Consider the following 26,586-nt stretch of genomic DNA (forward strand, 5'->3'; position numbering starts at 1 on the left):
TGTATTTTTCCCTTAATGCGGGAGAAGGATACGGGTGAGCAAAAAGCCTTCGAAGCGGCAGAAGTGGAAAGCAATGTCCGTTCCCTTGCGCCACTCGCCGCTGATGTCGGTCGTCAGCCGAAGGGATGCTGAACCGCACTCTTCATAGCCGGATAACTCCGCCGCCTCGAAAAAGAACAAACGTCTGACGGTCGGATAAAGCGCTTTGAACAGGCTTTCCTTGGCCGAAAAGATCAGCCCGGTCATGAAGGGATCGATGTCGTTTCCAAGACTGAGGCGTTCGTTTGCGGTCAGTACCTGCGGGGCAATATCGCAAGCTTCCTCCTCGCTCAGAAGCCTTTCGATATCGATGCCAATGCCGCAGAACCGCTCGGAAGAGCCGGCAAGCGCAATTGCCCGCTCGTGGCTGTGGGAAATCGCGCCGACCACGCCTTCGGGCCAGATAGGGGCGCGATCCTCTCCCATGCCGGGAAAGGCGGCGCGGCCGGTGAGACGGCGTATGGCTTCGGCAGCACATCTGCGCCCGGCGATAAATTCCGCCTTGCGTCTGGGCGCAGCGCGCAAAAGCTGCGGCGGCAAGGGAGGGACCTTGCCGCCGCGCCCTTCTTCGGCGCTGTAATGAAGGGTGACGCAATGACAATCGCATCTGTCGTCCGGCCAAGGCCAGATGGCCTCGGGTGGATCGCCGGAAACAGCTTCGCCGTAAAACGCCGGCGCGTGGGCCATATCTGTCATCCTCATCACGCGGACCGATGCTCAGGCGGCAAGCGTGGCGCCGCCATCGACCACGATCTGCTGCATCGTCACATGGCCTGCCTGATCGGAGGCGAGGAACAGCACCGTGTCGGCGATGTCGTCCGGCCGCGCGATTTTGCCCAGCGGAATGCCGAGCTTGAACTGCTCGGGAAGACCGGCGACCAGTAGCTGTTTGCCACTGGGATCGTTCAGCATGCCGGCCAGCATCGGTGTATCGGTGGAGCCGGGTGACACCACATTGCAGCGCACGCCATAGGGCGCGAGTTCAAGTGCTGCACAATGGCTGAGGCTGACGAGTGCGGCCTTGGAAGCACAATAGGCGAGCATGCCGATGCGCGGTACAACGGCGGCGTTGGAGGCAATGTTGACGATTGCCCCGCGCCGCTGCCGCTTGAAGACGCCGCTCCATTGCCGCAGCAGGTAGAACGGCCCCGCAGCATTGACATCCATGCAGGCGTTCCAGTCCTGCGGCGTCAGGCTTTCGCTGTCGCCGAGCCGGAGGATGCCGGCGGCGTTGACGAGAATGTCCAGCCCGCCCCATTCCTTCTCGATCGCCTTGCTCGCCGCCTCCACTGCCGCCGCGTCCGTGATGTCGAGCGTGATCTGGCGGAAGGTTGCATCGGTTGCATCGGCAATGAGGTCAAGGCCGATGACCTCGGCCCCTTCCTCGGTGAAACGCTCGGCGATGCGGCGGCCGATGCCCTGCGCGGCACCCGTCACCAGCACGCGCCGCCCGTTAAATCTGTTCTGCATCTTGTCCGTCCGCTCAGGCCGCGAGCCGCTTTTCTTCGATCAGCGCCCACCAGGCAGAAAGCGTCGGTACGCGGGCAAGCTCTTCGAAGCCCACGATGACGCCGCGTTCCTTCAGTTCGCCGGCAAGCTTCATCACCTGCAGCGAATCCAGCCCATAGAAGATCAGGTTCTCATCCGGGTCGATGTCGCTCTCGTCCTCCACCATTTGCAGGACGCGAGCCTTCAGCCATTCGCTGATATCGGTGGTCTCTCCCGCGCCGGCAAGGCTTGCAGTGTCGATCACCACGCCGCAGCGTGTTGCCACATATTGCAGCGCCATGCGGTGTTCGGCTTCGGAAAAATCGGCGACGGCATCACCCAGCATGAAGGGCTGAATATCCTTCATGAAGGCTTCAACAGCCGTCATCATGCAGCCGATATGGGCATAGACGCCGCCGATGATGATCTGGTCGCGGCCCCACCCCTTCATGCGCTCGGCAAGGTCTGAACGCTGGAAGGCGCTGTAGCGCCATTTGGTCAGCACCACATCGTCGGGCGTCGGCGCAAGCTTGTCCACGACCTTCTGCAACTCCGGGTCGACCACGGTCAGGCCCGGTCCCCACATGTCGTTCAGAAGCGCGCGGTCGGCGGCAGGCTGGTCGTGCGGCTGGGCGGTGTAGATGACCGGCACGCCGTTCTGAACCGCCCATGCCTTTACCTTTGCAAGATTGTCGATGAGGGTTGTCATCAACCTGCCGTCGGCCTCGTAGAACCGCAGGAAATAACGCTGCATGTCGTGGATGAGCAGCACGGCGCGCTTGGCGTCCGGCTGCCATTTGGCCTTGTTGGCTGGAAAGCTCGCTGCGACCGGCATCGGATAATCGGAAATGGTGGGGATCGTCATATTGACCTCGATGGTTTGGCGCATCGGCATGGGCGACACGCAATTTTCAAATGGTTGGGGCGTGCACGCTCCGTTACGCCGGGATGGGCGCTGCGAGCATGTCGCGTAGACGTTTCTTGTCGATCTTGCCGACGGCAGTAAGCGGCATGGTGTCGATGAAACGCACCCGGTCCGGCAGCTTGTAATCCGCAACACCCAGACCAGAGAGATGCTGGCGGATGGCCGGTGCCTTGAGAGCGGGATTGCGGGAAACGACGAAGACGCAGCTTTTTTCGCCGAGGAGTTCGTCCTGCATCGCGACCAGTGCGGCATGCGTCACATCCGGATGCTGCAGGATCAGGTTTTCCACCTCTTCCGATGCGACCTTCTCGCCGCCGCGATTGATCTGGTCCTTCACCCGGCCAACCACCCGCAGGTAACCTTCGGGCGTGCGCTGAACGACATCGCCGGAATAATAAAAACCCTGGTTGTCGAAGACGCGGGCGCTGTGCTCGGCGGCGCGGTAATATCCGCGAAACGTATAGGGGCCGCGCGTCGCCAGCATGCCGGCTTCGCCTTCTGGAACGTCGTTGCCGTCCTCGTCAACGATGCGGATCTCGTCATCCGGGCTGATCGGCCGCCCTTGCGTGGTGAAGACAATATGGTCGGGATCACCGGCGCGGGTATAGTTCACCAGACCTTCCGCCATGCCGAAGACCTGCTGGAGGGCGCAACCCAGCACATGCGGCACCTGACGGGCTAAAGCTTCAGCGAAGCTTGCGCCGCCGACCTGCAGCAGCTTGAGGGATTTCAGCCGTTCGCGATGGGCGGGCGCCACCTGTAACCACAGCGCCACGGCCGGCGGCACCAGAGGCACAATGTCGATGCCATGTTTTTCGATGAGGTCGAAGCAGGCAAGCGGCTCGGGATTGGCCGCCATTACCACGGTGCCGCCAGCGTGGAACACGCCAAGCGCACCCGGCGAACTCATGGGGTAATTATGCGCCACCGGAATGGCGCAGAGGAAACGGGTCTGCGGCGTCAGCTCGCAGATTTCCGCACTGGCCCGGGCGCTGTAGTCATAGTCGTTATGCGTGCGGGGGATCAGTTTCGGTGTTCCGGTGCTGCCGCCGGAAAGCTGGAACAACGCTACCTCATCAGCTGCCGAAGGGCCGTAATGCGGCGCATTTTCGGCGGGTAATGAGAGCCATTGTTCGAGGCTGCGCTGCGGTTCCGTCTCACCAAGCAGCAGCGTCACGGCAAGCTGCGGAGAGGTAAGCTTCAGCGCCTCCAGAAACGTGTCATTGGCAAAAAGCTCGTGCGAACGCGAGCCGATCACCAGCTTTGGCGCAATCTGTTCCGCATAGGAGGTCATTTCCAGCCGGCGATGGCTGAAAAGCGCATTGACGGGTGCAGCGCCGATTCTCATCAGAGCGAAAAAGACGAGATAGAACTCCGCGATATTTGGTAATTGCACCAGTGCCGTGTCGCCCCTGCCGATCCCGGCGGCAGCCAGATGCCCGGCAAGATTGGAAGATTGCCGGTCGAGATCGGCATAGGTGAAGCGGCGGTCGCCGCAGATCAGCGCGGTCGCGTCCGGCCGAAGTTCCACCTGCTGGGTGAGGATGTCGCTGAGCGGTCTGTCGATCCAGTAGCCGCGGTCGCGGTATCGGCGCGCCAGATCTTCGGGCCAGCGTTCAAATTCGATTGTCATGGTGTGTCCCTGGGAAAATTAGGCAGAAAGACCGCAGGCGTTCAGCATGGTCTTGAGCTTGGTCTGCACCTCGGCCCACTCGGATTCGGGTTCCGAGGCTTCAACGATGCCGGCGCCTGCGAACAGTCGCACGGTTTGCCGTTGCACGGTGCCGCAACGGATTGTCACCACCCATTCGCCGTTACCCTCGGCATCCGTCCAGCCGACCATGCCGGTGAACAGCCCACGCTCGAAAGGCTCGACGAAGCGAATAAGCCTGCGGGCACGCTCGGTGGGGAAACCGCAAACAGCAGGTGTGGGATGCAGCAGGCACGCGAGTTGCAGCGCATTGGTCTCGGGATCAGCAAGGCGACCCTCGATGCGCGTCGAAAGATGCCAGAGAGCGGCCGTGTTGATGAGGGAGGGTTTTTCGGGAACGTCGATTTCAGTGCAGCAAGGCGTAAGCAGCGAGCGTATATCCTCGATCACGAGGCTATGCTCGTAATGGTCTTTTTCCGAAGCCGAAAGCCGGTCTGCATTGGCCTTGTCCGCCACCGGGTCAGCCATGCGTTTTGCCGAGCCCGCGAGCGGGTTCGAGATGACTTTTTCACCCTGCTTGCGGATGAGGAGTTCGGGGCTCACGCCGATCAGATCGCCGCCATCGGGCAGCGGAATGCGAAACTGGTAACCCTCGCGGTTCTGTTTGGCGAGGCTGGCCAGCAATCTTTCGACATTGACCTCGGAGGCGAAGGTCAGTTCACGCATGACCGAAAGCACCGCCTTGCGGACATCGGAATGGCGGAAATTGACGATGGCATGCTCGACGGCGCGCTTGAAACCATTTTCATCGGGCAGGCTGTTCTGGCCGACAAGCGTTGGCATCGCCGAATCAGTCGAGATCGAAGCGGTACCCTTTGGATTCCACTCATGGTTGTTGGGGATATATAGGCAGGATGGCTCGTTGACGTCGAAGGGGATGGCGCCAATGGCGATGGGATTGTCCTGTCCGGCCCTGCGCGCCCTCTCAAAAGCGGCCTTTATCGCCTTCTGCAAAGGGCTTCCCGCGTCTTCAGCGCCATGGGCAGGAATCGTTATCCTTTCGCGAATGCCTCTGGCACGCAGTTCGCCCGAGCCAGAAGTGAACAGAAATTCTCTATCAAAATCAGTAATTTCGTCGGAATCGACGTCATTCGTCCTGAGTGCTCCCGTTTTCATGGGATGCCTCCTGTGCGAGTGGTTGACGGTGGCTTATACTTGATTATGATAATCATGTTTTGTCAATCGGTGCAAATTCACATGCTAAATTTAACCCCCATGCAGGTTGCCTACTGGGTCGGCCGAGAGGCGGACGGGATACTCGGAAAAGTTACGCCGCATCTCTATCTCGAGTTCGAAGGCAGGGGGCTGGAGGCGGAAAGACTGGCCGTCGCGGTCGAAAGGCTTTGCCGGCGTCACCCCATGCTCAGCCTCAGGATCGATGCGGAAGGGCGACAGACGGTGGACCCCGCCGGCCGGCCGCTCCGCCTCGACGTGGAGGACATGGCGTCTCTCAATGAGGAGGCGCTTGCGCACCGTCTTGCCGCCAAACGTGAGGCGTGGAGCCATCGCCAGATCGATCTGCGCGTTGCCCCGCCGGCGGCAGTGTCGCTCAGCCTGCTGCCCGCAGGTCGCGCCAGGCTGCATTTGGATACCGACATGCTGGCCATCGATCCCGCCAGTATGCGTATCGTGCTGGAAGATCTCGCCCGCTTTTATGAAGCTGACGCGGACGAACTCGAGCCATTGGGGGATACACCACCATCGTTTTTCAGCTGGGCGGAACGTCTTGCATCCGATCCGGAACTCAAAGCCCAGCGTGAAAGGGACCGGCTGTGGTGGCGGCAACATATTGCCGATATTCCGGAGGCACCGCCATTGCCGTTTTTGCCCGAGGACCCGTCACGCGCCGTTCACACCGATCGCCTTGCAGCAAGACTTTCTCCGGCTGAACGCAGCAGTCTGGAACGGATGGCGCGGCGCTGCGGCGTGACCACGTCGACCCTGTTGCTTGGTATCTTTGCAGTGGTGCTTTCGCAGGCGACGAATACGGAAAAGTTCCGGCTTTCCGTGCCGGCTTTCTGGCGCGCGCCGCTGGTGGAAGGGGTCGATGGCATCGTCGGCGAATTCTCCAATGTGCTCATTCTTGGCGTTGATATCCGGCCTGAGGAAAGCCTTGAGCGACTGCTTGGACGGCTGCTCGGAGAGATGAACGGGCTTCTGGCGCACCAGTCCTATCCCGGGGTCAGCGTCATGCGCGACCTGTCCCGCCTGCGCGGCGGTTTGCAGACCTCACCGGTTGTCTTTACCGCGGGTGTCGATTTGCCCGGGGGCGAGTTGTTTTCGGAAAATGTGGGGCGCGTGTTCGGCCCGATGATCCACACCGTCTCGCAGGGGCCTGGAGTTGCGCTGGATGCGCAGGTCGCAGCGCTCGATGGCGGGCTTTTGATCAACTGGGATGTTCGGCTCGATGCGCTGCCGGAAAGCTGGCTGCGAGCCCTGTTCGACGCCTATACCGGCCTTCTTCGCCACCTCGCCGCCAGCCCCGATCTCGTTTCCGAGACCGTTGAGCGATTAGGCTTGCAAGCGCCTGAAGCGACAGTGCAGACAAAAGGAAAATCCATGGAACGGCCACTCTCAGCCTTGCAAAAGGCCTATCTGCTCGGTCGCGGCACCCATCTGCCGCTGAGTGGCGTGGCGATGCAGGAGTTCCGCGAATATCGCGGCAATATCGATCCGGCATTGCTTCGCTCGCGCCTCACCGCAATGGTCGAGCGGCATGAAAGCCTGCGCACCCACATCGATGAGCGGCGTCTGGTGCAGGTGGTCTCGGATGAGCCGAAACTAAACCTTGATATTGTTGATCTTTCGCACCTGTCCGCTGCCGAAGCCGAACAGCGGATCGGCACCGTGCGGCAGGATTTCTCCCATGCCCATTTCGATCTTGCCGCCTCTCCCTGGCAGGTCACGGTGTTTCGTCTGCCGGAAATTGCGGTGGGGGACAGCGTGGCGGTCTTCCTGCGCTTCGACGCCCTCATTCTCGACGGACGGGGAATAGCCAGCCTTGCGGCGGAACTCTTCGATGATGTCGTGCCGCCCGCATCAGCCGTCGCAGCCACCGCCGCGCAGCAAGATGTAGCAGCGGCCCGTGCCGAGGATGCCGCCTATTGGGCTGAGAAACTTGAGGGTGCGGAAGTGCCCTCGCAACTGCCGTGGAAAGCCCCGCTCGAAACCATTGCCGTTTCGCGTTACAGCCGCCAGAGCCTGACCGTGGAAAAACAACGCTTTACCGCCTTTTCACGGATCGGCGCAAAAGAGCGGCTGTTCAAAAATTCTGCGCTGACGGCGGTAATCCTCGATGTGCTCTCGCTTTGGCTGAACGAAGGTGCCCTCGTCGTCGGCATTCCCGTCGCCCCGCAGGTGGAAGGCGCGTTTGCCAATCGCTCGAGCTTCATCGCGGTCAAATGGGATGCGGCCAGGGGCGATTTTGCGGAGCGGGCCGCAGCTTTGCAAACCGATGTGCTTGAGGGCCTCAATCATCTGGCTTTTTCAGGGGTAGATCTCAATCGCATCCTTCTCAACGCCAATCCCGGCGGGCTCGCCCTGCCTGTCGTCATCACCAACGGCCTCTCATGGCCGACGCTTTCGCAAGCTTCCACGCTTCGTTGGACGGACGGGCTGACCCAGACACCACAGGTGGCGCTGGATTTCCGGTTTTCGCAAAACCCGGATGGCGATCTCGTCCTCGATATCGATTATGCGGAGCAGGCGATCGATGCCGCAATGGTGGCGGACATTCTCGGTGCGATAGAGCGTGCGATTGCCGCGATCACCGCCAGCGGGACGTTCTCGATGAATTCCCGTGAGGTCGTCGACCTGTCGCACTACCGGCTGAATGGCGACGAGCGGAACTTCGTCTGCCCGCCATTACTGGAACGGATCGCCTCGCATCTTTTCGAAGGAGATGGATCGCGCACGGCCCTGATCAACGGCAAACGGCGCATCTCCTATCACGAACTTGGCGACGCGGTGGCGCGGGCGATGGCGGGCCTTAAGACGCGCGGCATCGGCCGGGGCCATGTCGTAGCGGTGTGCCTGCCGCGCAGCCCGGAGCACACGGCCGTCACGCTCGCCGCTGCACTTATCGGCGCCATCTGGGTGCCGATCGATGCGAGCTCGCCGGAAGATCGCCTGCACTATCTGCTGACCAATTGCCGCCCGGCCATGATCGTTGCCCGTTCCGTTCCGCAAGGATTCGACGCTGTCGGTCCCGAGGAGCTTCTCGCAGCGCCAGCCGCCTCCGGCGTGCCCGTTAACGCGGCGGAACTGGCGGCACTTTCAGCAAGCGAAGCACCCGCTTATTACCTCTATACCTCCGGTACCACCGGCAAGCCGAAATGCGTCGTGCTCTCTAACAGGGCCACGGCCAATGTCATCGGCAGCACGCTTTCGGAATGGGCGGTGACGGAAAATGACGTCTTCATCTCCGTCACGCCCTTGCACCACGACATGTCGGTCTTCGATGTTTTTGGGTCGCTTGCCGCCGGTGCGACACTGGTGCTGCCGGAACCCGGCGAGGAAAAGGATGCGGTCCGCTGGAACGAGTTGGTGGCCGAACACGGCGTTACGCTGTGGTGCTCGGTGCCGGCGATTCTTGAGATGCTCTTGTCCTGCCATCGTGGCGACCAGCTCGGCTCGCTCCGGCTCGTTGCGCAGGGCGGTGATTACATCAAGCCCGTGGTCATCGAGGAGTTGCGCCGGCTGAAACCCGAGCTTCGGCTGATATCGCTGGGCGGGCCGACGGAAACGACCATCTGGAGCATCTGGCACGAGATCGTGACAGCCGATACCTCGGCGATACCCTACGGGCATCCCTTGCCCGGCAATCGCTATTTCATCCTCAACGATCAGGGCGGCCATTGCCCGACGGGCGTTGTCGGGCGCATCCACACAGTGGGCGTGAATGTGGCGATCGGCTATCTGGAAGATGGCGCCATTACCCAGACGGATTTCGTGACGGTCAGCGATACGGATGGACATGCGGTGCGCGCTTTTCGCACCGGAGACAGGGGCCGTTACCGGCCGGATGGCAAGATCATGTTCGCCAGCCGGGTCAACGGTTACGTCAAGGTGCGCGGGGTGCGGGTCTCGCTGCCGGATGTGGAAAATGAACTTATCCGCCACCCCTCCATCCAGCGTGTACTGGTGGTGGATTACGGTGCCGAGCAAAAGGGGGAGGCCGCTATCGGCGTGCTTTATGTTCGGATGCCCGGCCTTGAGCTTTCCACCGCCGACCTGCGCAATTTTGCCCGCAGGCATCTGCCGGAATCGCATGTGCCCGGCCGCTTTCTCAATGTGGCCGATCTGCCGCTCTCGGCTAATGGCAAGCCGGATCGCCGCCGCGCCCGCGAATTGCTGATGGCAGCGGAACCGGCAAAGGCACCCGCAGCTGTAACAGTCAAAGCCGCCGATCAGGGCGATCTCCGCGTGCTGGATATCTATCTCGGCGTGCTGGGTAAAAACCCGGTAGATGTGGATACTAGCAGTGATCTGCTGGCGCTTGGCCTTTTGCCCTCGCATCTGAAAACCGTCTCGGCCGAAATTCGCAGCGCCTTCGGCGTGGAGCTTTCGCCGCAGCAACTCCTGCGTTGCCGAAACGCCAAACAGGTCAGTTCGCTTTTACCCGCTTCGGCGGCATGAGCCGCGTTATTGCGGCCCAAATCACGGAAATAATTCAAGGAAAAACAGATGGCGCATATCGATCCTGCCGGCGGCTGGCTTCCCCTGACCCAGCCGCAACTCGATTTTTGGGAGGAGTTTTCCTTCCATCCCGACGAACCGGTCTCTACCGTCGCCCATTACATCGAGCTTTCCGGTGCCGTGAACGAGGGCGCTCTGCTTGAGGCAATCAGGCGCACCGTGCGCGAATCGGAAGTTCTGTCGATCCGTTTTCGCGTCGGTGAGGATGGCGAGACGCCGCAGCAACGCTGCGATCCGCTCCACGCTCCGATGGTCGAGCTTGTCGATCTCCGTGCCCATCCCGCGCCTTTCGAGGAAGCGCTGGGGCGCATGAACGCGGATGTCGAGGCAAGGCTTGATCTTCGAACCGACAAGCTCTCCGCCCAGGTGCTTTACCGCATCGCCGACGATCGCTACCTCTGGTATATCCGTGCCCATCATATCGTCGTCGACGGTTATGGTCTCACGCTGGTGGAGCAGCGTTGCGGGCAGCTTTACGGGCACTATTGCGGCAAGGGCGAGGCGGGTCCGGATTTCCATCCTTTCCCCAGTTTTCTTGCCGAAGAGGACGCCTACCGGCAAAGCCGCCGTTTCGAAAAGGACCGCGAGTTCTGGACGGCCTATCTCGCGCCGCCGGTGGATTTGCCGGTGCTGGACAAGGATTGCGAGGATTACGGTGGCGGCGGCCTGCATGCCGATGCGGGATTGCCGGAAGGTTTCAGCACAAGACTGCAACAGATATCCGGCGCACTGGAGATAGGCTGGCCGGACCTGCTGGTGCTGCTTTCAGGCCTTTATCTTCACCGCGTATTGCCGCGCCCGGATCGCGATGTGCTGACGCTGTGGCTGCCCTTCATGAGCCGCTGGGGCAGTGTCGGCGCGCATATGCCCGCCATGCTCGTCAATATCCTGCCTTTCCATCTGACGATAGAACCGCAGGAGAGCCTTGGTAGCTTCCTTGCGCGCAATGCCGCCAATCTGCGCCGGCAGCGCCTGCATGGCCGCTACCGCATCGAACAGATCGCCGCCGATCGCAACATATCAAAGGGCCGGCGGTTTTTCTTCTCACCGCTTATCAACGTCCTGCCCTTCAGCGCGCCGGTATTTGCAGGGCTTGCCGTTATCAGGCACATTCTCGCCAATGGTCCGGGCGACGGGTTCAACCTGACCTTCCGTGGCGAGGATGACGGCAGTGATCTGAACCTGCATATCGACGCGGATTCCGCACTGACCGAAGCCGACGATTTCGCGCGTTACCGTGAGGAGTTGCCGCTGTTTCTGGATGCCATGCTGCGCGAAGAGGCGCTGGCGGCTCCGGCCGAAGAGGTTTCCGCGGCCTTCCGTCTGGCGGTTTGAGAAGCCGGGTGCTCTGCAAGAAGGGGACGGAAATCTCTCTGCCGTCACTCTGCATTTGGTCGGGAGTGACTGGGTGCGGATGTGATAAACCCGGCTCCGTTATGCAAAACCCTGCCTGATGGGGTGACATGCTGTCCTCCCACCCAACGTCATCCTTGGGCTTGTCCCAAGGATCCAGTGGGGACAGGCCCGAGCATGACGGAAGAGAGCTTTCCGGACATTTGTTAAAAAGCAAAACCCGGCGCCGCCATGCGGAGCCGGGTTTATTGCGAAGCCTGGCCAGCACTCAGGCTAGCGTGGTCAGCACACGGCCCGAAGCGCCTGCTTCGGCGAAACGGCTGAAGACGCCGCTGGTGGTCGTGCGCAGCCGGTCGACATCCTCGGGGCCGTAGCGGTCGGAGCGGTAGCTCATCAACACGCGGATGGAGCGTTCGCCGCCAATCGTTTCTTCCATTACCTCGAATTGCAGCCCCAGCATGGATTCGTGCTTGTCGGGATCGATCTGCCGGAACTCGACGGTTTTGCCGTCCGGCCCTGAAAGCGTGCCGTTCAGCTTGTTCTTGGCGTGGATCTGGATGAATACCTCGAACAGATGGTCGCGGCCGGGCGTCATGCCGAGCGCCTCTTCGACGAGATCGATTGGAATTTCGCTGTGTTCCAGAGAGCCATTGACCGTGTTCTTCACCGAGGAAATCAGTTCGCCGACCGTCATCTCCTCGCGGAAACGCACACGATGGGCAACGACCGCGGTGAAATAGCCGATCGTATCGAAATAGCCGCTGTCGGTGCGCCCGGACGCCGATGTGCCGACCACGAGATCGCTCAGCCCGCCCAGATGGCGCAGCGACGCGGCGATGGCGGCATAAACGACGTTGAACAGGGAGGCGCTGTTCTGCTTGGCGATGGCGTAAAGTCCGTCGCTGACGTGTTTTTCCAGCTTGAACTCGATCCAGCCGCCCGCCGGCGCCTCGTCGTGTGCAGCATCTGTCGGCGTGCTGTTCTGTCCGGTAAGGACCAGGCCTTTCGGTGCGTCCCGCAGCATATCGGTCCAGTAGGCAAGGTGGTCGCCGTTGACGCCGGATGCCACCTGTTTTCTGGCGAATTCATGGAAGGGTGCGGGCTTGCTCGCAAAGACAGGGGCCTTGCCCGTGGCTCTTGCCCTATAGGCTTCGGTCAGCTCGTCCATCATCAGGTTCACCGACCATTCGTCCAGCACAATATGGTGGAAGAGGAAAGAGAGCACCTGGCCGCCGGTTTGGGGATTGCGCAGGAAACGCAGCCGCATCGGCAATTCGCGGGCAAGGTCGAACCGCCAGGACGCTTCCGTATGCCGGTCCACGCCTTCGCTTTCCTCACTCGTCCAGAACCACTTATAGCCGGGCAGGTCGTGCATCGGCACGATCTTTTGCAGAACCGTCCCATCTTCGACGTAAAAATGGGTTCGCAGGCCGGGATGACGCTCGATAATATCGAGGAATGCACATTCGAAAGCGCTCTCATCCACCGGATCGAGGAAATCGAGCGCGAAGGGGATGTTGAAAATCTCGCCGAAACCGAAGGCGGCATAGGCTTTCCAGAGCGACATCTGCGCAAGAGAAAGCGGTGCCGTCAGCGAGCCGGTCGCGGTTGCTTCCGCCTGTGCAGGGGCGGCGGTTTCGAGACGCGTCGCCTGTTTTGCGAGCGATGCGGCGGTGGGATAGCTGAACAGGTCGTTGAAACGCAGCTCGATGCCGTGATTGCTCAAAAGGCGTCCGATGATGCGGGTCGCGATCAGCGAATGGCCGCCAAAATCGAAGAAATCGTCATCCGGTCCCATGTCTGTCGACGCAAGCGCTTCGCGGAATTCGGCAAGAATTGCCGCGGCAGTCTCGTCGTCGCTGGAGCGGGAGGCGGCGGGCAGGGATGCTGCAGCCTCCGGCCCTGCGGACGAGGTTTGATGCGTAATGCCGGAAAAATCCGCACCGCCTTCGAGATGGGCGATGAAACGCTCCAGCAGAAATGCCGTCGCATGCGGCGAGGCCTCCTTGCCGCCGGTCAGTTCCAGACGGATGTGGCCATCAACCGTGCTGCCAGCAGCGAGCGTCAGGCCAAGGCCGGACTGGAGAGAGGGGAGTGGCAGGCGCTCGAACCGGAGCCGCTCGACGGATGAGGTTTCAGCCGATGTTGGCAGGGTCTGAAGCGTGAAGGTGGCAACCTCGTCGTTGTGTTCGCCATGTCGGGCCAACCCAGCCAGCACGGCTTTTTCGGCCTCCTGCGGCGACTGGCTACGTGAGATCGAGACGCGGGCGACCGCATCTGCCGGAAGCGGCAGGCCGGCCTCGTTCCCGGGTTGCAGGGGCAGGCGCAGGGTAACAGTGTCGAGATCGCCATTGGTCGCCAGAAAAAGCGCGAAACGGGCACCGGTGCGTGCCAGAAGCGCGTCCGGTGCGGCCGAGCCGTTTGGGTCGAGAAGGGCAGCCGGAAGATCGACGCCGTGGCAGTGGCTCGCCGGCTTGGTCCCGTTATTTCGGAGAGAGACGACGGGCGTGCCGGAGGCCGGTCCTTGCAGCCAGGGGAGCGGAACTGGATTGACGATGGCGTTTTCGGTGATGCGTGGCGAAAGCGGCTTTGGTGCCTCGCCAGCATAGGCTGCGGCAATAGCGCCCAGCAAAATCTGCGGTGAGAGGGATTCACCAAGCAGGCCATGCACCAGAAGCGCCAGCAGTACCTCTCCTTCGCTCAAGAGCACGATGGCCTGAAACGGCGGATCGATTTCCGCGTCGAACGGGCTTGCCTGAAGGTCGTGCAGAAGGGCCACCGCTTCGTCTTTCGATGCCGTCTGAAACAGTTGCACGAGAGATGCCGAAGGGGCCTCTACGCTCTTGGCAAGGGTGCCGTCTTCTCCAAAGGAAAACCGCACGCGCAGTTCGGGCCATGCCTCGCAAACCGTCTCCAGTGCCGATGTCAGGCGCAGAAGGTCGCTCTCGCCGCCGATGCGGTAGGTGAGAATATGCCGGAAGACCTGATCGGGGTCCTGAAACTGCTGGAACCAGACCCGCTCCTCATATTGGCTTGGCTGCGATCCGCTCCGTGGGGCTTCGTCCGCATTGTCGAAGGTTTGTTCGATGCGGCGCGCAAGCATGCGCGAATTATCTGCTGCCATGGTCCTCTCCTTGGAAGTATAATGTTGAGGTAGGTCGCGCTTGGCGGGGAAAGTCCCCTCTTGCGGGGATCAGCAGCCCGCGCGCGACTGCTCGATCAGCGCCTGCCAGGCGGTAAGCGTGGGCTGACGGGCGAGATCGTCATAGTGAAGTCGCGTGCCGGCGAGCTGCGAAAGCGGCGGGATCAGGCGCATGAGAGCGAGGGAGTGAAGTCCGCAGCCGAACAGGTTGGCGTTCGGGCCGATATGCCCCACCTCATCGTCCAGAACCTTGGCGAGATGGGCTTTGAGTTCCGTCGTCATCATGTCCGCCTCCAGCTTGCCAGCCGCCGCGATTGCCGGTTCATTCATCGAAATGATCGTGAACGCCGCTTGCTCCGCGCCGCCAGTAGCCGGAAGCGCGCGTCCATTTGGGGTTCGCGCCGTACTCGCCGATCAGGATTGCGCGCAGGTCTTTCGCCGCTTTCGATCTCGCAGGCGACCCAGCTGAAGAAATCGCCCTCAGGCAGTTCAAGCGTACGCAGCGCCTCCGTCAGGGCGTCGTGATCGGCGCCGCCCGCGGCCTCCTGCGTTACCCAGATGATCGACGCGTCAGCTTTCGTGGCGAGGTCCAGGCGATCAGCCTCCGTCTCAACTTCGATCAGGGCGACGACGCGGGTGCCCTTGGGCATTTCTTCCAGTCGCCGTGCAAGGGCGGGAAGGCCGGTATCGTCGGCAATCAGCAGATGCCAGTCGAAGGTGAAGGGAATGGTGAACGAGCCGCGCGGGCCTGCAATCCATGCCTTGTCACCCACCCTGGCGGATTTTGCCCCAGTTGCTGGCGGGGCCATCATGGTGCGTGGCGAAATCGATGGCGAGTTCACCCTTCTCGGCATCGAAGCTGCGCGGCGTGTAATCGCGTGCGAGCGGGCGCGGCGCGCCTTCGGGAAATTCGAGGCCGTTCGGGCCGATCACCGGCAGGTTAGGTTCGGTTTCGCCGGGAAGCGGGAAGAACATCTTGACGTGGTCGTCAAAACCGAGACTGGCAAAGCCTTCAAGCTCAGGCCCGGTCAATACGATGCGCACCATGGACCGGCTGAGTTTTTCCACCCGGGCCACGTCAAGGCAGCGTAGCTTGACGGCGTAACGATGGCGTTTGGGGGTCCGGTCCTGAACGCCGGTTTCAATGCTTTGTGCAATGCTCATGTTGCTGTCTTCCCTGGGATATCGCCGATGGGGATCGGCAGTTTCGCTGTCCCGGATCGGCATGCCGGACAATCGCGCACCGGAGTTTTCCGGCGGGAGATCCGACGTCGTTGTGTCAAGATGCGCGAACCATAACAGGCGGTTCCGGCGGTCGCAATATAAGTTTCTTCAAAAACTCAAGTTTATGTCCGGCGCATGGTTTGCGCCGGAATTGCGCTTGTCGAAAAGGCGTTTAACGGCGGCCTGCCCAGCTTTCCACCGCGTCCAGCGTGTGCAGCGCGCTTGGGATGGACGGCGTCGTGACCCGGCTGGAATCGAGAAAGATGATCCGGCCGTCACGCGCCGGTTTGACGAAGCGTTCCCAGCCGGGAATGATTTTTTCGAGTGCGGCGCGCGTTCCGGCTTCGCCTCGGGCGGGGCTGTTATAGCTGTTCATCACCACCAGCAGATCAGGGTTGAGCTTGCCAAAAGCCTCGGCACTGAGCGGCATCGTCAGGGTGGAACCCAGCCCACCCGACGAGGTGGCGTTGTCGATTTTCAGCCGTGCGTAACCCAGATCCTCGAGCGCCTGCACCGCACCGGACATATCGCCGACCGCGTTGATCTGGTCGGTCAGCAGAATTGAGAGATAGGTCTTGCCTTTTGCGTCTTCGCCGAGTGCTTTTTTGACGGTGGCGAGTTTCTCGTCATAGGTCTTCCGGCGCTCGGCAAAAGCGTCACTTCTGCCAACGAGACCCGAAAGATTCTCTTCGACGCTGAAGCCATAGGTGTGGCCAGTGCTTACCTTCTGCAGATAGACGGGCGCGACGGTGGAAAGCTGCTCGGCCTTGCCGCTGTCCATTTCCGTGGCGACGATCAGGTCAGGTTGCAGCGCTCTCAGCTTTTCCAGATCGATCTGACCCACCGCGCCGAAACCTTTCGGTTTCGTGCGGCCTTCACCGAGAACGGTGTCGATGAAATCAACGGCAGTGGCGAATTTGCCGTCGCTGTTGCGGCCATAGGCGCCTACCACGTTGGCGCCAAGATCCATCAGCGGCACGCCCAGCAGCGGTTCGTGCATGACGACAATGCGCTGCGGCTGCTCGGGGATGGAGACCGTGCGGCCGGCGGCATCGGTGACGGTTCGCTCTGCGGCAAGGCTGCTTCCGGCGGTCAGAAGTGCTGCTACGAGGATGGCAAATCGCATGGCATACCCTTTGTTCAATTTCTTCAGTGGCGGTTAGTTCTGCGCAGCGCCTGCAGGCGCAGCGTGAGGATGAAAAGCGGCACGCCGATCAGCGTCAGCGCAAGGCCTATCGGCATCGGCGTATCGGCCACCAGCCCACGCGAAAGCGTATCGGCGGTCACCACCAGAATGCCGCCCGTCAGCCCCGACAGGAAAAGCCTGGCGCGACCGACGGCGGGCGACAGGAAGGTGGCGAGATGCGGGGCGATGACGCCGAGAAAGGTCAAGGGGCCGACAGCGGTGACGGAAGCGGAGCTGAGGATGACCGCAAAAACGATGACGAGCGGGCGCGAACGTTTGACCGTTTCGCCGAGCGCCATGGCCATCTCGTTACCGAGATCAAATACTGCAAGCGCCCGGCCGATGAGGAAAATGCCCACAAGGCTGACCGCGAAAAGAGGCGCGAACACGAGGATGATCGGCCAGCTCGCCTGAAACAGCGAACCCGCCATCCAGTCTGCAAGCGACAGCGATGTTTCCGTTGGTGTGTAGAGCAAAAGCACTGATGAGACTGATGAAAGGGCGGATTCGATTGCGATGCCCATCAGCAGGATGGCTAGCCCGCTGGAACGTTCGCGCCCCACGAGCGCGATGAGCAGGAAAGCTACCGCAAGGCCGCCGCCGACGGCCGCAAGCGCCACCATGGTCTTGGGCGCCGCCGGCACCAGCACCAGAAGCAGCATTATGGTGGTCATTGATCCCTGGCTCAGACCGAACAGGCCGGGATCGGCAAGCGGATTGCGGGCGACCGATTGCAGCATGGCCCCGGCCAGCGCAACGCTCCATCCGGCCATGAAACCAAGCAGGATGCGCGGCAGCCGTACCGTCCACAGCGCATAGGCCTGATCGTCGCTCAAATGCCCGCCGGCAACGCCGTGCAGAAGGTCAATGAGACCGGTCTGTGTATTTCCGAGACTAATGGAAATGGCGGCCAGCACCAACGCCAGCAGGATCAGTGCAAGGGCGGCCTTTAGGTTGCCGATGCCGATCTGCATCCCGCTCGGCAGCCGCAGGACCGCTTTGCCATCGGTGGCCAATTGCCTTTTCATGACAGCCCTCTTCATGACAGTTTATTGGCCGAAGGTGAAAGATAGAAGCGCTTGACTATGACGATGAAGACGAGGCCGCCGAGCAGGTCCATGAACAGTCCGGTATTGACCACATACGGCCTGAACAGGGTTTGCGCGCCCAGATCGGCCAGCACGCACAGAATCGCCCCGACAAGGGCTGAAGCGGGCAAAGCGAGCGTGAAATTCACCCCGACCAGCGGCCGGACCATATGCGGAACGATGAGGCCGACGAAGCCGATGGGACCGCAGATGGCCACCGCCGAGCCGGAGGCCAGCATGGTGGCGAAAAGTGCGATCCGGGAAACGCGCGTGACGTTGACGCCGGCGGAGGCGGCTTTTTCCGCACCCAGCAGAACCAGCGTCAGCGGGCGGGCGACCGACCAGAGCATCACCATCGCAATGGCGCCAATCCACCAGAAATCGGTGAGGCGCTCGGCATAGACGTGGTTGATATTGCCGCCGATCCAGCTCAGGAATTCGGCGCGACGTGTGGGGTTTGACAAAAGGAGGGCATTGGTGATGCCGATCAGCAGCATGGAGACAAGCGCACCGGACAGGATGAGCGACAGGCCGCGCGGATCGTTTGACCGCCCGGCCAGCCGGGCAACAAGGAAGCAGGCGCCAAAGCCGAAGCCGGCGCCGATAAGCGCGATGAGCCCCTGTATTTCGGGCGAGAAATCGAACACCAGCGCACCGGCGACCACAAAAAGCGTCGCACCGGCATTCAGGCCCAGGGTGGAGGGCGAGGCGAGAGGATTGCGGGCAAGCCCCTGCAGCACGCAGCCACTGACGGCCGTGGTGGCGCCGACATAGATCGCAATCAGTGAGCGCGGGATTTGCTGATAGAGGAGAACCGACTGTTCATAGGTTTCGGCCTCGCCATGCAGGAGCGTCGTCGCGATTTCGGCAAGTGGCAGGTCGCCAGTCATCAGCACGAAGTTGATGACGAGAACAACGGCCAGCAAGATCGCGGCGGCAAAGATCAGCATTATTTTAGATGTCATGCCGGAATGGCCTGTTCCTGCCGCTCCAGCCGCGGCACGCAGATGAGCCGCCCCTGCCGGGAAAATATGTCGGCCTCGAGATCAAAGACGTCGGCAACATTGGCTGATGTGACCGTATTCGCGACAGGCCCGGAGGCGAGAACCCGTCCGGCTTTCAGCATGATGACGTCATCGGCGAAGGTGGAGGCGAGGTTGAGATCATGCAGCACGACGATAACAGTTTTGCCGTGCCTGTCCGTCAGTTCGCGCACAAGGCTGAGAACGGCATATTGATATTTCATGTCGAGATGGTTGACCGGCTCGTCCATCAGGATCACCTCCGTGTCCTGAGCGAGCACCATGGCGATGAAGGCGCGCTGGCGCTGGCCGCCGGACAGCGTATTGACCTGCGCCCTGGCCTTGTCTTCCAGCCCGACGGTCTTCAGCGCTTCGGCAAAAAGCGCCCGGTCGCGTTCGGATGGACCGCCGCCAAGCCCGTAACGTGCATAACCCGCAAGCTCGATCAATTCGCCAAGCGTCATATAGTCAGGGCAATGGCATTCCTGCGGCAGATAGGAGATGCGGCGGGCGAGTTCGCGGCGTCCGATCTCGCCGATCAGGCGGTCACCGAGGCTTATCCTGCCTGAAGATAAAGGCACGAAACCCATGATCGTCTTCAACAGCGTCGACTTGCCACAGCCGTTGGGTCCGACCAGCGCTGTGACGCGGCCGGTTTGAAAGCGGGCAGACAGGCCCTGCAATACGGGGATGTGTCCGTAACTCGCATGAAGGTCCGTGGCATCAAGCACCGGATTACAACTCCTGTTATTCATAGGGCCATGCGTCGACTCGACGCACGTCCTACCTAAGCTGTTGAATTCACGTATCGAACTTGCGGAAATCGGGTTCTGTACCGGCAAGCGCGACAGGCTGGTCTTGATGCGACACTAAACTATAGTAAAATTCTCCACAAATCGAAATTTGCCGATTCACATCGCGGATTTCGTGATGATTTTTTCATTCGAGGTGTTTCATGTCAGTCGCGCTCAAGCTTCACGTCGGCATGTCGCTGGCGCCAACCTGGCTCAGCGGCGAGGCATGGCGGCGTCAAGACAGCGGTATAGACGGGGTTTTCTCCAGCGATTATTTCGTCGATCTTGCAAAGCGTGCCGAGGCTGCGCATGTGGATTTTGTCTTCCGGCCCGACACGCTGTTTCTGCGCACTGAGGGGCTGGAGGCCGGCGGCGGATTTGCGAGCATGGACCCGAACATGCTTCTGGCCGCCATCGCACGGGAGACCAGCCATGTCGGCCTGTTATCCACGGTTTCAACGACATTCCTGCCGCCTTATGTGGTTGCCCGCCAACTGCAATCGCTGAACTGGCTGAGCAATGGCCGGGCGGGATGGAACATCGTCACGGCGCTGGACGGCCACGAAAATTTCGGCCTGAAAGAAATGCCGTCGCCGCAGGAGCGTTATGAACGCGCCGCCGAGTTCACGCAGGTAGTACAGCAGCTCTGGGCGAGCTTTCCCAACGAGGCGCTGAAGCTGGACAAAGAGAGCGGGCGTTTTGCAGATTCGTCGCTGGTCCAGCCAATCGCGCATGAAGGAGAGCACTTCAGCGTCAAAGGCCCGCTCAACCTGCCGGCCCATTCCAGCCGTATTCCACTGGTGCAGGCTGGGGCTTCCCCGAAGGCCGCGATTTCGCAGCCTCCGTTGCGGATGCGGTCTTTGCCTCGACGCCGGATATGCAGGCGGCAATCGAACTTCGGGCGGATTTGCGGCAAAGAGCGGAGCGGCATGGGCGCTCACCGGATGTGGTGAAGCTGATGCCGGGTCTCAGTCTTTATCTGGCGGACACCAAGAACGAGGCGCTGGAGCTGTTTGCGAAGACCCACGCAAGGGCCAACCATGGCCGCATATTTGCATCCATTCAAAATCTGACGGGTCTTGACCTTTCCGACTGGTCGCTCACGCGGATCGTCACCCCTTCTGACTTGCCGCCGCCGCCCGAGACACCGAGAAGCCGCACCCATGCCAATTTGCTCCGCCGGCTGATCGAACGGGAAACGCTGAGCGTTGCCGAATTGTTGCGGCGACCGGAAGTGATGGGGTCGGGCCATTGGCAGATCATCGGCACGGTTGAGGATGCTTTTGAAAGCATCCGCGAATGGGTGGCGGCCGGCGCGATAGACGGCTTTGTCGCGGTGCCTGGCGGTTCGGTCGCGTCGATGCGGCTGGTGCTGGAGCGGCTGCTTCCGAGGCTCGGTGATGCCGGGCTCTTCCGCACCGCCTATTCCGGCAGCACCTTCGCCGACCACCTGGCCGGATAGGTTTACGAGCCGCCGGATTCTGCCGTCGCCTTTCCGGCCGCTTCAAGAAGCTGCTGAAAGTGCCGCTCGGTCTCGGCGGTCGCGAGGAAAGAAACGGTGGTGACGACGCAACAGATTTCGCCCTGCGCGTCGAAAACCGGGGCGGCCTTGCCGGTCAGGGCGGAGAACAGGTGTTCGTTGAGTTCCGCGCCGCCTGTCTCACGAATGGCGTGCAGGACTTTAGCGTCTGGGCGGGACCCGCGAAAGGCGGGCGGCTGCAGCTTGCGCACCGGCGCTGTCCTATCCGGTGGCAAATAAGCCTGAAAAACCAGCCCGCAGGCGCTGTTATCCAGCGGTAGAACATCCCCCAGCGCCACGGTGCTGATGGAGAAGCTGGCACTCCTGTGCCATTGCACCACGGTCGGGCCGCGATCTGTCCAGATCGCCACGCCGCAACTGGCGCCGATCTGCGAGGCCAGTGCTTTCATCTGTCGACCGGCGGTTTCGACCGGATTGATTCGTCTGAGCGCGCTGACGCCTATCGAGAGCGCGGTTGGACCGAGGTCGTAGCTGCCGGTTGCAGGGTCCTGTGCCACCAGTCCTTCCCGCACGAGGCTTTGCAGGTAACGATGAGCTGTGGAACGGCCTGTCCCGGCGCGTTTAGCGAGTTCGCCCAGTGCAAGCGCCCCGTCCGATTTTGCCAGAAGGTCGAGAAAACGGGCAGCAATAGAGACCGACTGAATGAGGGCAGAGCGCTTCTCTCCGTCGTTTTCAGGCAGATTGTCCGGCTCGTCATCCATGGCGTCCAAGTCCGCTCCCCGATTTATGTCGTGAACATGCCTAGCGCATCCGACCGGAAATCGGAATCGATTTCTGAGCTATTTCAACGCCTTCCCCTTGAGGCGGGGAACTACACGACAACGGCCAGTCGATAAACTTTGTTGTAAATATGGCACATCCCGTTACGGAACCCTATCCGTCCACAATACGGAACGCATTCTCTATTGCGAAACGGATAACGCTTCCGTTACTTGAATATGACTTAGATACTCATGTTTATTAGGGGTGTGTTATGGGGTTTCGTTCTAGCGGCCGTTTGATGGGCGGGGTCAGCGTTTTGACGCTGGCCGCCCTGTTTGTGACGCCGGTTTTCGCCCAGGAGCAACAGGCCGAGGCCTCGGGAACGACCGTTCTCAAGCCGATTGTGGTGACCGGCGAAAAAGTCGCGCGCGACATGAAGAACACGGCGTCTTCCGTCTCGGTCAAATCCAGCGATGAACTGAAAAAGGAAAAGACCGGCGATCCAACCGTCTCAGACGCGATCAAGGACATTCCAAACGTTGTTTATACCGACAATGTCAGCGCCCCGATCATTCGCGGTCTCGACACGCAGGGCCCGAACACCGGAGCAACGGCGTTCTTCGCCGGCACCGTGCCGCGCGCCACCATCAATGTCGATGGTCACTATCTCGGTTATAACGAGTTCATCTATGGCGCGACGTCCATCTGGGATGTCGAAAGCATCGAGGTCTTCCGTGGGCCGCAGACCACATCGCAGGGCGCTAACGCCATTGCCGGCGCCATTCTCGTCAATACCAAGGACCCGACGTTTACGCCGGAAGCAAGCTATCAGGCCGAAATCGGGAATTATCACCAGAAGCGGGCGTCCTTTGCGGTCTCAGGCCCGTTGATCGAAGACGAGCTGGCGGCGCGTCTGGCAATCGATTATTCGGGTCGCGATACCTTTATCGATTACATCAATTCCGGTTTTGCCCACGCAGGCACCAACCAGGATTTCAAGGAATTCAACGCGCGTTTCAAGCTTCTGTGGGAACCGCCGGAAATTCCGGGCCTGACGACCAAGCTGACCTATTCCTATAACGCCACCAACCGGCCGAGCCAGGAAGCGGCGTCGCGTCCTTTCGAGGATCTCAACCACGTCACCACCACCATGCCGAGCTGGAGCCAGAATACCCACACCGGCATTCTCGACATCAACTATGACTTTGAAAACGGCGTAAAACTCTTCAACCAGACGCAATTTTCCGCCTCAGACGCGCGCCGCAGGGTGGGTGTGGTCAATAATGGCGACGCCAATATCGATCAGAAGAATGTGTCCCACGAGACCCGTGTGACCTTCGGTGACCAGGAAGACGTTCTGAGTGGCGTCGCTGGCATCTATTACGCCCATACGCAGGCCGATGAAATTCTTTATCTTCTGAACCCGGCAAACAGAAGAACCCTTTCGACATTTGACGATACCAAGGACAATCTCGGCATTTTCAGCGAGTTGAGCTACCGTCTGACCGACCAGTGGACGCTTACCGGCGGCCTGCGTTACCAGACCGATCGTATTCAGCGCGCGGGCCGCTCCGTCTATTCCAACGTCGCGGTTGATTTTGACGAGACCTTTTCCGAATTGCTTCCCAAGGCCTCGCTTGCCTATGCGATCAACGATGACTGGACCGTTGGCGGCATGATCAGCCGTGGTTACAATCCCGGCGGCATATCGCTGAACATCTCGTCGGGCCAATGGTTGCCCTTCGAGAAGGAAACCATCTGGAACTACGAACTCTACACCCGCGCGAAGTTGCTGGATGACAGGCTGACGCTCAACAGCAACCTGTTCTACATGGATTACAAGAACGCCCAGTACAATATTCCGGTCGTTATCTCGTCAGGCATTACTCAATCCTACACCATCAATGCGCAGAAAGCGCATGCCTATGGTCTGGAAGTCGGCGCCGACTATCAGGTTCTCGACAATGTGACGTTGAAGGCAAGTGCCGGCGTGCTGAAGACCGAAATCGACCAGATTTCCAGCAATGCCAGCTATGCAGGCAATGAATTCGCGAAATCGCCTGGTTACATGTTCAGCATTGGGGCAAGCTGGGATGTGACCGACAAGTTCACCGTCTCGGGTCAGGTGCGTCATATCGACGGTTATTATTCCGACACGGCCAACACGGCTGCCTATGCGATCGACCCCTACACCATCGCCGATGTGCGTGCGAGCTACAAGTTCCAGGAGGAGATGGAGGTCTACGCTTACGTGAAGAACGTCTTCGACGAGCGTGCGCCGACCTATATGCAGCAGAACCGCGGCATTGGCGGCATCGAGGCCAGCATGACCGAACCGCGCATGTTCGGCATAGGTGTCAGAGGCACGTTCTAAGCGATTGCCTGAACCGGAAAAGTAAAAAGGCCTTCGAATTGATTTTCGAAGGCCTTTTTTTCATGAAGGAAATGATGCGGAGAAGGTCTTAGAAAAACGCCTGAATGCCCGTCTGCGCCCGGCCGAGGATAAGCGCGTGAACGTCGTGCGTGCCCTCGTAGGTGTTGACCGTTTCGAGGTTCTGGGCGTGGCGCATCACGTGGTACTCGATCTGGATGCCGTTGCCGCCGTGCATGTCGCGGGCCTGGCGGGCGATATCCAGCGCCTTGCCGCAATTGTTGCGCTTGATGATGGAGATCATTTCCGGCGCCATTTTGTGCTCGTCCATCAGGCGGCCGACGCGCAGCGATGCCTGGAGGCCGAGAGCGATCTCGGTCTGCATGTCGGCGAGCTTTTTCTGGTAAAGCTGCATGCCGGCCAGCGGCTTGCCGAACTGCTTGCGGTCGAGACCATATTGCAGGGCGCGGAACCAGCAATCCTCCGCAGCGCCCATCACGCCCCAGGAAATGCCGTAGCGGGCGCGGTTGAGGCAGCCGAACGGGCCTTTCAGGCCGGAAACATTCGGAAGCAGCGCATCTTCGCCCACTTCCACGCCATCCATGACGATCTCGCCTGTTATGGAGGCGCGCAGCGAAAGCTTGCCGCCGATCTTCGGTGCAGACAGACCCTTCATGCCTTTTTCCAGCACGAAGCCGCGAATCTGGTTGTCGTGGGCTTCGGATTTCGCCCAGACGACGAAGACATCGGCGATGGGCGCATTGGAAATCCACATTTTCGAACCACGCAGGCGATACCCGCCGGCGATCTTTTCGGCGCGGGTCTTCATTCCGCCCGGATCGGAGCCGGCATCCGGTTCGGTCAGGCCGAAACAGCCGATCAGCTCGCCGGAGACGAGGCCGGGCAGGTATTTCTTCTTCTGTTCGTCCGAGCCATAAGCGAAGATCGGATGGATGACGAGCGAGGACTGCACGCTCATCATCGAGCGATAACCGCTGTCGATACGCTCCACCTCGCGGGCCACGAGACCATAGGCCACGTAGCTGGCATTTGCGGCGCCATATTCTTCCGGCAGGGTGACGCCCAGAAGGCCGGTGCGGCCCATCAGGCGGAACAGTTCCGGTTCGGTGGTCTCAGAAAGATAGGCCTCGGACACACGCGGCATAAGTTCCGATTTGCCGAAGGCTGCGGCGGCGTCGCGGATCATCCGCTCGTCGTCGGTCAGTTGGTCTTCCAGCAGAAAAGGGTCCTGCCAATTGAATGCTGCGCGTTCGCTCACGTTATGCCTCCGGATTTGCTGGCCGGATTATTCGTGTTAGCCCCTGATGGCACAAGCCATGTTTACTCATTTTTGCATTACATATAGTAATGGCTCATGACGTCTCTCAGCCGCAAACTCCTGCCCTCCACCAGTGCGCTTGCCGCCTTTGATTCCGTTGCCCGGCTTGGCAGCTTTTCAGCCGCTGCCGATGAACTTGCCTTGACGCAAGGGGCGATCAGCCGTCAGGTTATGTCACTGGAAGAACAGCTTGGCGTGCGCCTGTTCGAGCGCGGCGCGCGTGGAGTGTCACTGACGACCGAGGGTGGCGCTTACGCGAAATCGATTGCCGCAGCCCTTGGCGAGATACGTGCCGCCTCGTTGCAGATCATGACCAAAACGCATGGCAATACGCTCAATCTAGCGATGCTGCCGACATTCGGCACCCGCTGGCTTCTGCCGCGCATTCCTGATTTCGTCTCCAGTCATCCGGAAATCACCATTAATTTCGCCACCCGCATCGGCCAGTTCGACTTCGAGCGTGAGCAACTGGATATGGCGATCCACATCGGGCAGGCGGATTGGCCGGGAGCGGAAAGCACCTTTCTGATGCATGAGATGGTTGCGCCGGTGTGCAGCCCCGAATTCCTGAAGGCGCATCCGGTCGAAAAAGGTGAGGATATTGCCGGCCTGCCTCTGCTGCACATGGCCTCGCGGCCGGGTGCCTGGAGCCACTGGTTCGAGAGCCTCGGCCATTCGCTTGCTTTGCCGCAGGGCATGCGGTTCGAGCAGTTTTCCAGCGTGGCACAGGCCTGTATCGCCGGACTTGGCGTGGCTTTGATGCCGCTTTTCCTGATCGATAACGAACTGAAATCGCGGCAACTGGTGAAAGCCTACGATCATCAGGCCAAAAGCCCGAGTTCCTATTATGCGGTCGCGCCGCTATCCCGAGCCAACCACGTTCCAGTCGTGCTGTTTCGCGACTGGCTGGTACGGCAGGTCGAGGCCTATCGTGCGGCTGGCAATCTGCCACTGGAAAAATAAGC

The 26,586-nt window shown here is 60.6% G+C and carries 19 protein-coding genes and 1 pseudogene; 5 read left to right on the forward strand and 15 right to left on the reverse strand.

Annotation, left to right across the window (positions count from 1 at the left end):
• Nucleotides 1-12 precede the first annotated feature (12 nt).
• From RBH71_RS10750 to RBH71_RS10770, 5 genes are all read right to left on the reverse strand, one after another.
• A complete protein-coding gene (locus tag RBH71_RS10750; protein WP_038494921.1) occupies nucleotides 13-726 on the reverse strand; it encodes a 4'-phosphopantetheinyl transferase family protein in 714 nt (237 codons plus the stop codon).
• Nucleotides 727-756: 30 nt separating this feature from the next.
• Nucleotides 757-1,509 (reverse strand): 2,3-dihydro-2,3-dihydroxybenzoate dehydrogenase, encoded by a 753-nt coding sequence (gene dhbA / locus RBH71_RS10755; protein ID WP_323687280.1) that lies wholly within the window; start codon nucleotides 1,507-1,509, stop codon nucleotides 757-759.
• Nucleotides 1,510-1,522: 13 nt separating this feature from the next.
• Nucleotides 1,523-2,392 carry an isochorismatase gene (locus RBH71_RS10760; RefSeq protein ID WP_111790916.1) on the reverse strand — a complete coding sequence of 290 codons (870 nt, stop codon included), beginning with the start codon at nucleotides 2,390-2,392 and terminating at the stop codon, nucleotides 1,523-1,525.
• 73 nt (nucleotides 2,393-2,465) lie between these two features.
• The gene (locus RBH71_RS10765; RefSeq protein ID WP_323687281.1) at nucleotides 2,466-4,085 is read right to left on the reverse strand and encodes a (2,3-dihydroxybenzoyl)adenylate synthase; all 1,620 of its coding nucleotides are present in this window, start codon (nucleotides 4,083-4,085) and stop codon (nucleotides 2,466-2,468) included.
• An 18-nt stretch (nucleotides 4,086-4,103) separates the two neighbouring features.
• On the reverse strand, nucleotides 4,104-5,279 hold the full coding sequence (locus RBH71_RS10770) for an isochorismate synthase (protein WP_003518132.1): 1,176 nt from the start codon (nucleotides 5,277-5,279) through the stop codon (nucleotides 4,104-4,106).
• 81 nt (nucleotides 5,280-5,360) lie between these two features.
• Here RBH71_RS10770 and RBH71_RS10775 point away from each other — a divergent pair, with 81 nt between their 5' ends.
• Together RBH71_RS10775 and RBH71_RS10780 are read left to right on the forward strand one after the other, a co-directional pair.
• Nucleotides 5,361-9,800, forward strand: a complete 4,440-nt coding sequence (locus tag RBH71_RS10775) for an amino acid adenylation domain-containing protein (protein WP_113138385.1) — start codon at nucleotides 5,361-5,363, stop codon at nucleotides 9,798-9,800.
• A 48-nt stretch (nucleotides 9,801-9,848) separates the two neighbouring features.
• On the forward strand, nucleotides 9,849-11,195 hold the full coding sequence (locus RBH71_RS10780; RefSeq protein ID WP_019566922.1) for a condensation domain-containing protein: 1,347 nt from the start codon (nucleotides 9,849-9,851) through the stop codon (nucleotides 11,193-11,195).
• Nucleotides 11,196-11,481: 286 nt separating this feature from the next.
• Here RBH71_RS10780 and RBH71_RS10785 read toward each other — a convergent pair whose 3' ends face one another.
• The 8 genes from RBH71_RS10785 to RBH71_RS10815 form a co-directional block, all read right to left on the reverse strand.
• Nucleotides 11,482-14,337 (reverse strand): condensation domain-containing protein, encoded by a 2,856-nt coding sequence (locus tag RBH71_RS10785; protein ID WP_323687282.1) that lies wholly within the window; start codon nucleotides 14,335-14,337, stop codon nucleotides 11,482-11,484.
• Nucleotides 14,338-14,406: 69 nt separating this feature from the next.
• On the reverse strand, nucleotides 14,407-14,685 hold the full coding sequence (locus RBH71_RS10790; RefSeq protein WP_038494938.1) for a phosphopantetheine-binding protein: 279 nt from the start codon (nucleotides 14,683-14,685) through the stop codon (nucleotides 14,407-14,409).
• Nucleotides 14,682-15,128, reverse strand: coding sequence for a siderophore-interacting protein (locus RBH71_RS26645; protein WP_416349573.1), 447 nt, complete (start codon nucleotides 15,126-15,128; stop codon nucleotides 14,682-14,684). Before RBH71_RS26645 ends, RBH71_RS10790 begins: the two co-directional genes overlap by 4 nt.
• Nucleotides 15,121-15,519 carry a siderophore-interacting protein gene (locus RBH71_RS26650; protein ID WP_416349574.1) on the reverse strand — a complete coding sequence of 133 codons (399 nt, stop codon included), beginning with the start codon at nucleotides 15,517-15,519 and terminating at the stop codon, nucleotides 15,121-15,123. Before RBH71_RS26650 ends, RBH71_RS26645 begins: the two co-directional genes overlap by 8 nt.
• A gap of 232 nt (nucleotides 15,520-15,751) precedes the next feature.
• On the reverse strand, nucleotides 15,752-16,705 hold the full coding sequence (locus tag RBH71_RS10800) for an ABC transporter substrate-binding protein (RefSeq protein ID WP_038494941.1): 954 nt from the start codon (nucleotides 16,703-16,705) through the stop codon (nucleotides 15,752-15,754).
• A gap of 23 nt (nucleotides 16,706-16,728) precedes the next feature.
• A complete protein-coding gene (locus tag RBH71_RS10805) occupies nucleotides 16,729-17,793 on the reverse strand; it encodes a FecCD family ABC transporter permease (protein ID WP_111802267.1) in 1,065 nt (354 codons plus the stop codon).
• Between the two features lie 11 nt (nucleotides 17,794-17,804).
• Complete coding sequence (locus tag RBH71_RS10810) at nucleotides 17,805-18,818, reverse strand: FecCD family ABC transporter permease (protein ID WP_038494948.1); 1,014 nt, start codon at nucleotides 18,816-18,818, stop codon at nucleotides 17,805-17,807.
• Nucleotides 18,815-19,630: an ABC transporter ATP-binding protein gene (locus RBH71_RS10815; RefSeq protein WP_035252685.1), complete on the reverse strand. Its 816-nt coding sequence runs from the start codon at nucleotides 19,628-19,630 to the stop codon at nucleotides 18,815-18,817. The genes RBH71_RS10810 and RBH71_RS10815 overlap by 4 nt, the downstream gene beginning before the upstream one ends.
• A gap of 230 nt (nucleotides 19,631-19,860) precedes the next feature.
• Here RBH71_RS10815 and RBH71_RS10820 point away from each other — a divergent pair.
• A pseudogene (locus RBH71_RS10820) lies at nucleotides 19,861-21,131 on the forward strand (NtaA/DmoA family FMN-dependent monooxygenase).
• A gap of 2 nt (nucleotides 21,132-21,133) precedes the next feature.
• On the opposite strand, the gene RBH71_RS10825 reads toward RBH71_RS10820, so the two are convergent.
• Nucleotides 21,134-21,910 carry an IclR family transcriptional regulator gene (locus RBH71_RS10825; RefSeq protein ID WP_013762288.1) on the reverse strand — a complete coding sequence of 259 codons (777 nt, stop codon included), beginning with the start codon at nucleotides 21,908-21,910 and terminating at the stop codon, nucleotides 21,134-21,136.
• A 272-nt stretch (nucleotides 21,911-22,182) separates the two neighbouring features.
• Between RBH71_RS10825 and RBH71_RS10830 the strand changes: the two genes are divergently transcribed.
• Nucleotides 22,183-24,285, forward strand: a complete 2,103-nt coding sequence (locus tag RBH71_RS10830) for a TonB-dependent receptor (protein ID WP_323687283.1) — start codon at nucleotides 22,183-22,185, stop codon at nucleotides 24,283-24,285.
• An 88-nt stretch (nucleotides 24,286-24,373) separates the two neighbouring features.
• Here RBH71_RS10830 and RBH71_RS10835 read toward each other — a convergent pair whose 3' ends face one another.
• A complete protein-coding gene (locus RBH71_RS10835; RefSeq protein ID WP_003518112.1) occupies nucleotides 24,374-25,561 on the reverse strand; it encodes an acyl-CoA dehydrogenase in 1,188 nt (395 codons plus the stop codon).
• 96 nt (nucleotides 25,562-25,657) lie between these two features.
• On the opposite strand from RBH71_RS10835, the gene RBH71_RS10840 reads away from it, so the two are divergent.
• Complete coding sequence (locus RBH71_RS10840) at nucleotides 25,658-26,584, forward strand: LysR family transcriptional regulator (RefSeq protein WP_003518111.1); 927 nt, start codon at nucleotides 25,658-25,660, stop codon at nucleotides 26,582-26,584.
• The last annotated feature ends 2 nt before the right edge of the window (nucleotides 26,585-26,586 follow it).

It is taken from the genome of Rhizobium sp. AN68, assembly GCF_030758035.1.
Lineage (GTDB): Bacteria > Pseudomonadota > Alphaproteobacteria > Rhizobiales > Rhizobiaceae > Agrobacterium > Agrobacterium tumefaciens.

What these genes read in the sequence shown, in the direction of transcription:
- RBH71_RS10750 (WP_038494921.1), bottom strand. Translation starts at nt 726, where the DNA reads ATGGCCCACGCGCCGGCGTTTTACGGCGAAGCTGTTTCCGGCGATCCA.
- dhbA (WP_323687280.1), bottom strand. Translation starts at nt 1,509, where the DNA reads ATGCAGAACAGATTTAACGGGCGGCGCGTGCTGGTGACGGGTGCCGCG.
- RBH71_RS10760 (WP_111790916.1), bottom strand. Translation starts at nt 2,392, where the DNA reads ATGACGATCCCCACCATTTCCGATTATCCGATGCCGGTCGCAGCGAGC.
- RBH71_RS10765 (WP_323687281.1), bottom strand. Translation starts at nt 4,085, where the DNA reads ATGACAATCGAATTTGAACGCTGGCCCGAAGATCTGGCGCGCCGATAC.
- RBH71_RS10770 (WP_003518132.1), bottom strand. Translation starts at nt 5,279, where the DNA reads ATGAAAACGGGAGCACTCAGGACGAATGACGTCGATTCCGACGAAATT.
- RBH71_RS10775 (WP_113138385.1), top strand. Translation starts at nt 5,361, where the DNA reads ATGCTAAATTTAACCCCCATGCAGGTTGCCTACTGGGTCGGCCGAGAG.
- RBH71_RS10780 (WP_019566922.1), top strand. Translation starts at nt 9,849, where the DNA reads ATGGCGCATATCGATCCTGCCGGCGGCTGGCTTCCCCTGACCCAGCCG.
- RBH71_RS10785 (WP_323687282.1), bottom strand. Translation starts at nt 14,337, where the DNA reads ATGGCAGCAGATAATTCGCGCATGCTTGCGCGCCGCATCGAACAAACC.
- RBH71_RS10790 (WP_038494938.1), bottom strand. Translation starts at nt 14,685, where the DNA reads ATGAATGAACCGGCAATCGCGGCGGCTGGCAAGCTGGAGGCGGACATG.
- RBH71_RS26650 (WP_416349574.1), bottom strand. Translation starts at nt 15,519, where the DNA reads ATGAGCATTGCACAAAGCATTGAAACCGGCGTTCAGGACCGGACCCCC.
- RBH71_RS10800 (WP_038494941.1), bottom strand. Translation starts at nt 16,705, where the DNA reads ATGCGATTTGCCATCCTCGTAGCAGCACTTCTGACCGCCGGAAGCAGC.
- RBH71_RS10805 (WP_111802267.1), bottom strand. Translation starts at nt 17,793, where the DNA reads ATGAAAAGGCAATTGGCCACCGATGGCAAAGCGGTCCTGCGGCTGCCG.
- RBH71_RS10810 (WP_038494948.1), bottom strand. Translation starts at nt 18,818, where the DNA reads ATGACATCTAAAATAATGCTGATCTTTGCCGCCGCGATCTTGCTGGCC.
- RBH71_RS10815 (WP_035252685.1), bottom strand. Translation starts at nt 19,630, where the DNA reads ATGAATAACAGGAGTTGTAATCCGGTGCTTGATGCCACGGACCTTCAT.
- RBH71_RS10825 (WP_013762288.1), bottom strand. Translation starts at nt 21,910, where the DNA reads ATGGATGACGAGCCGGACAATCTGCCTGAAAACGACGGAGAGAAGCGC.
- RBH71_RS10830 (WP_323687283.1), top strand. Translation starts at nt 22,183, where the DNA reads ATGGGGTTTCGTTCTAGCGGCCGTTTGATGGGCGGGGTCAGCGTTTTG.
- RBH71_RS10840 (WP_003518111.1), top strand. Translation starts at nt 25,658, where the DNA reads ATGACGTCTCTCAGCCGCAAACTCCTGCCCTCCACCAGTGCGCTTGCC.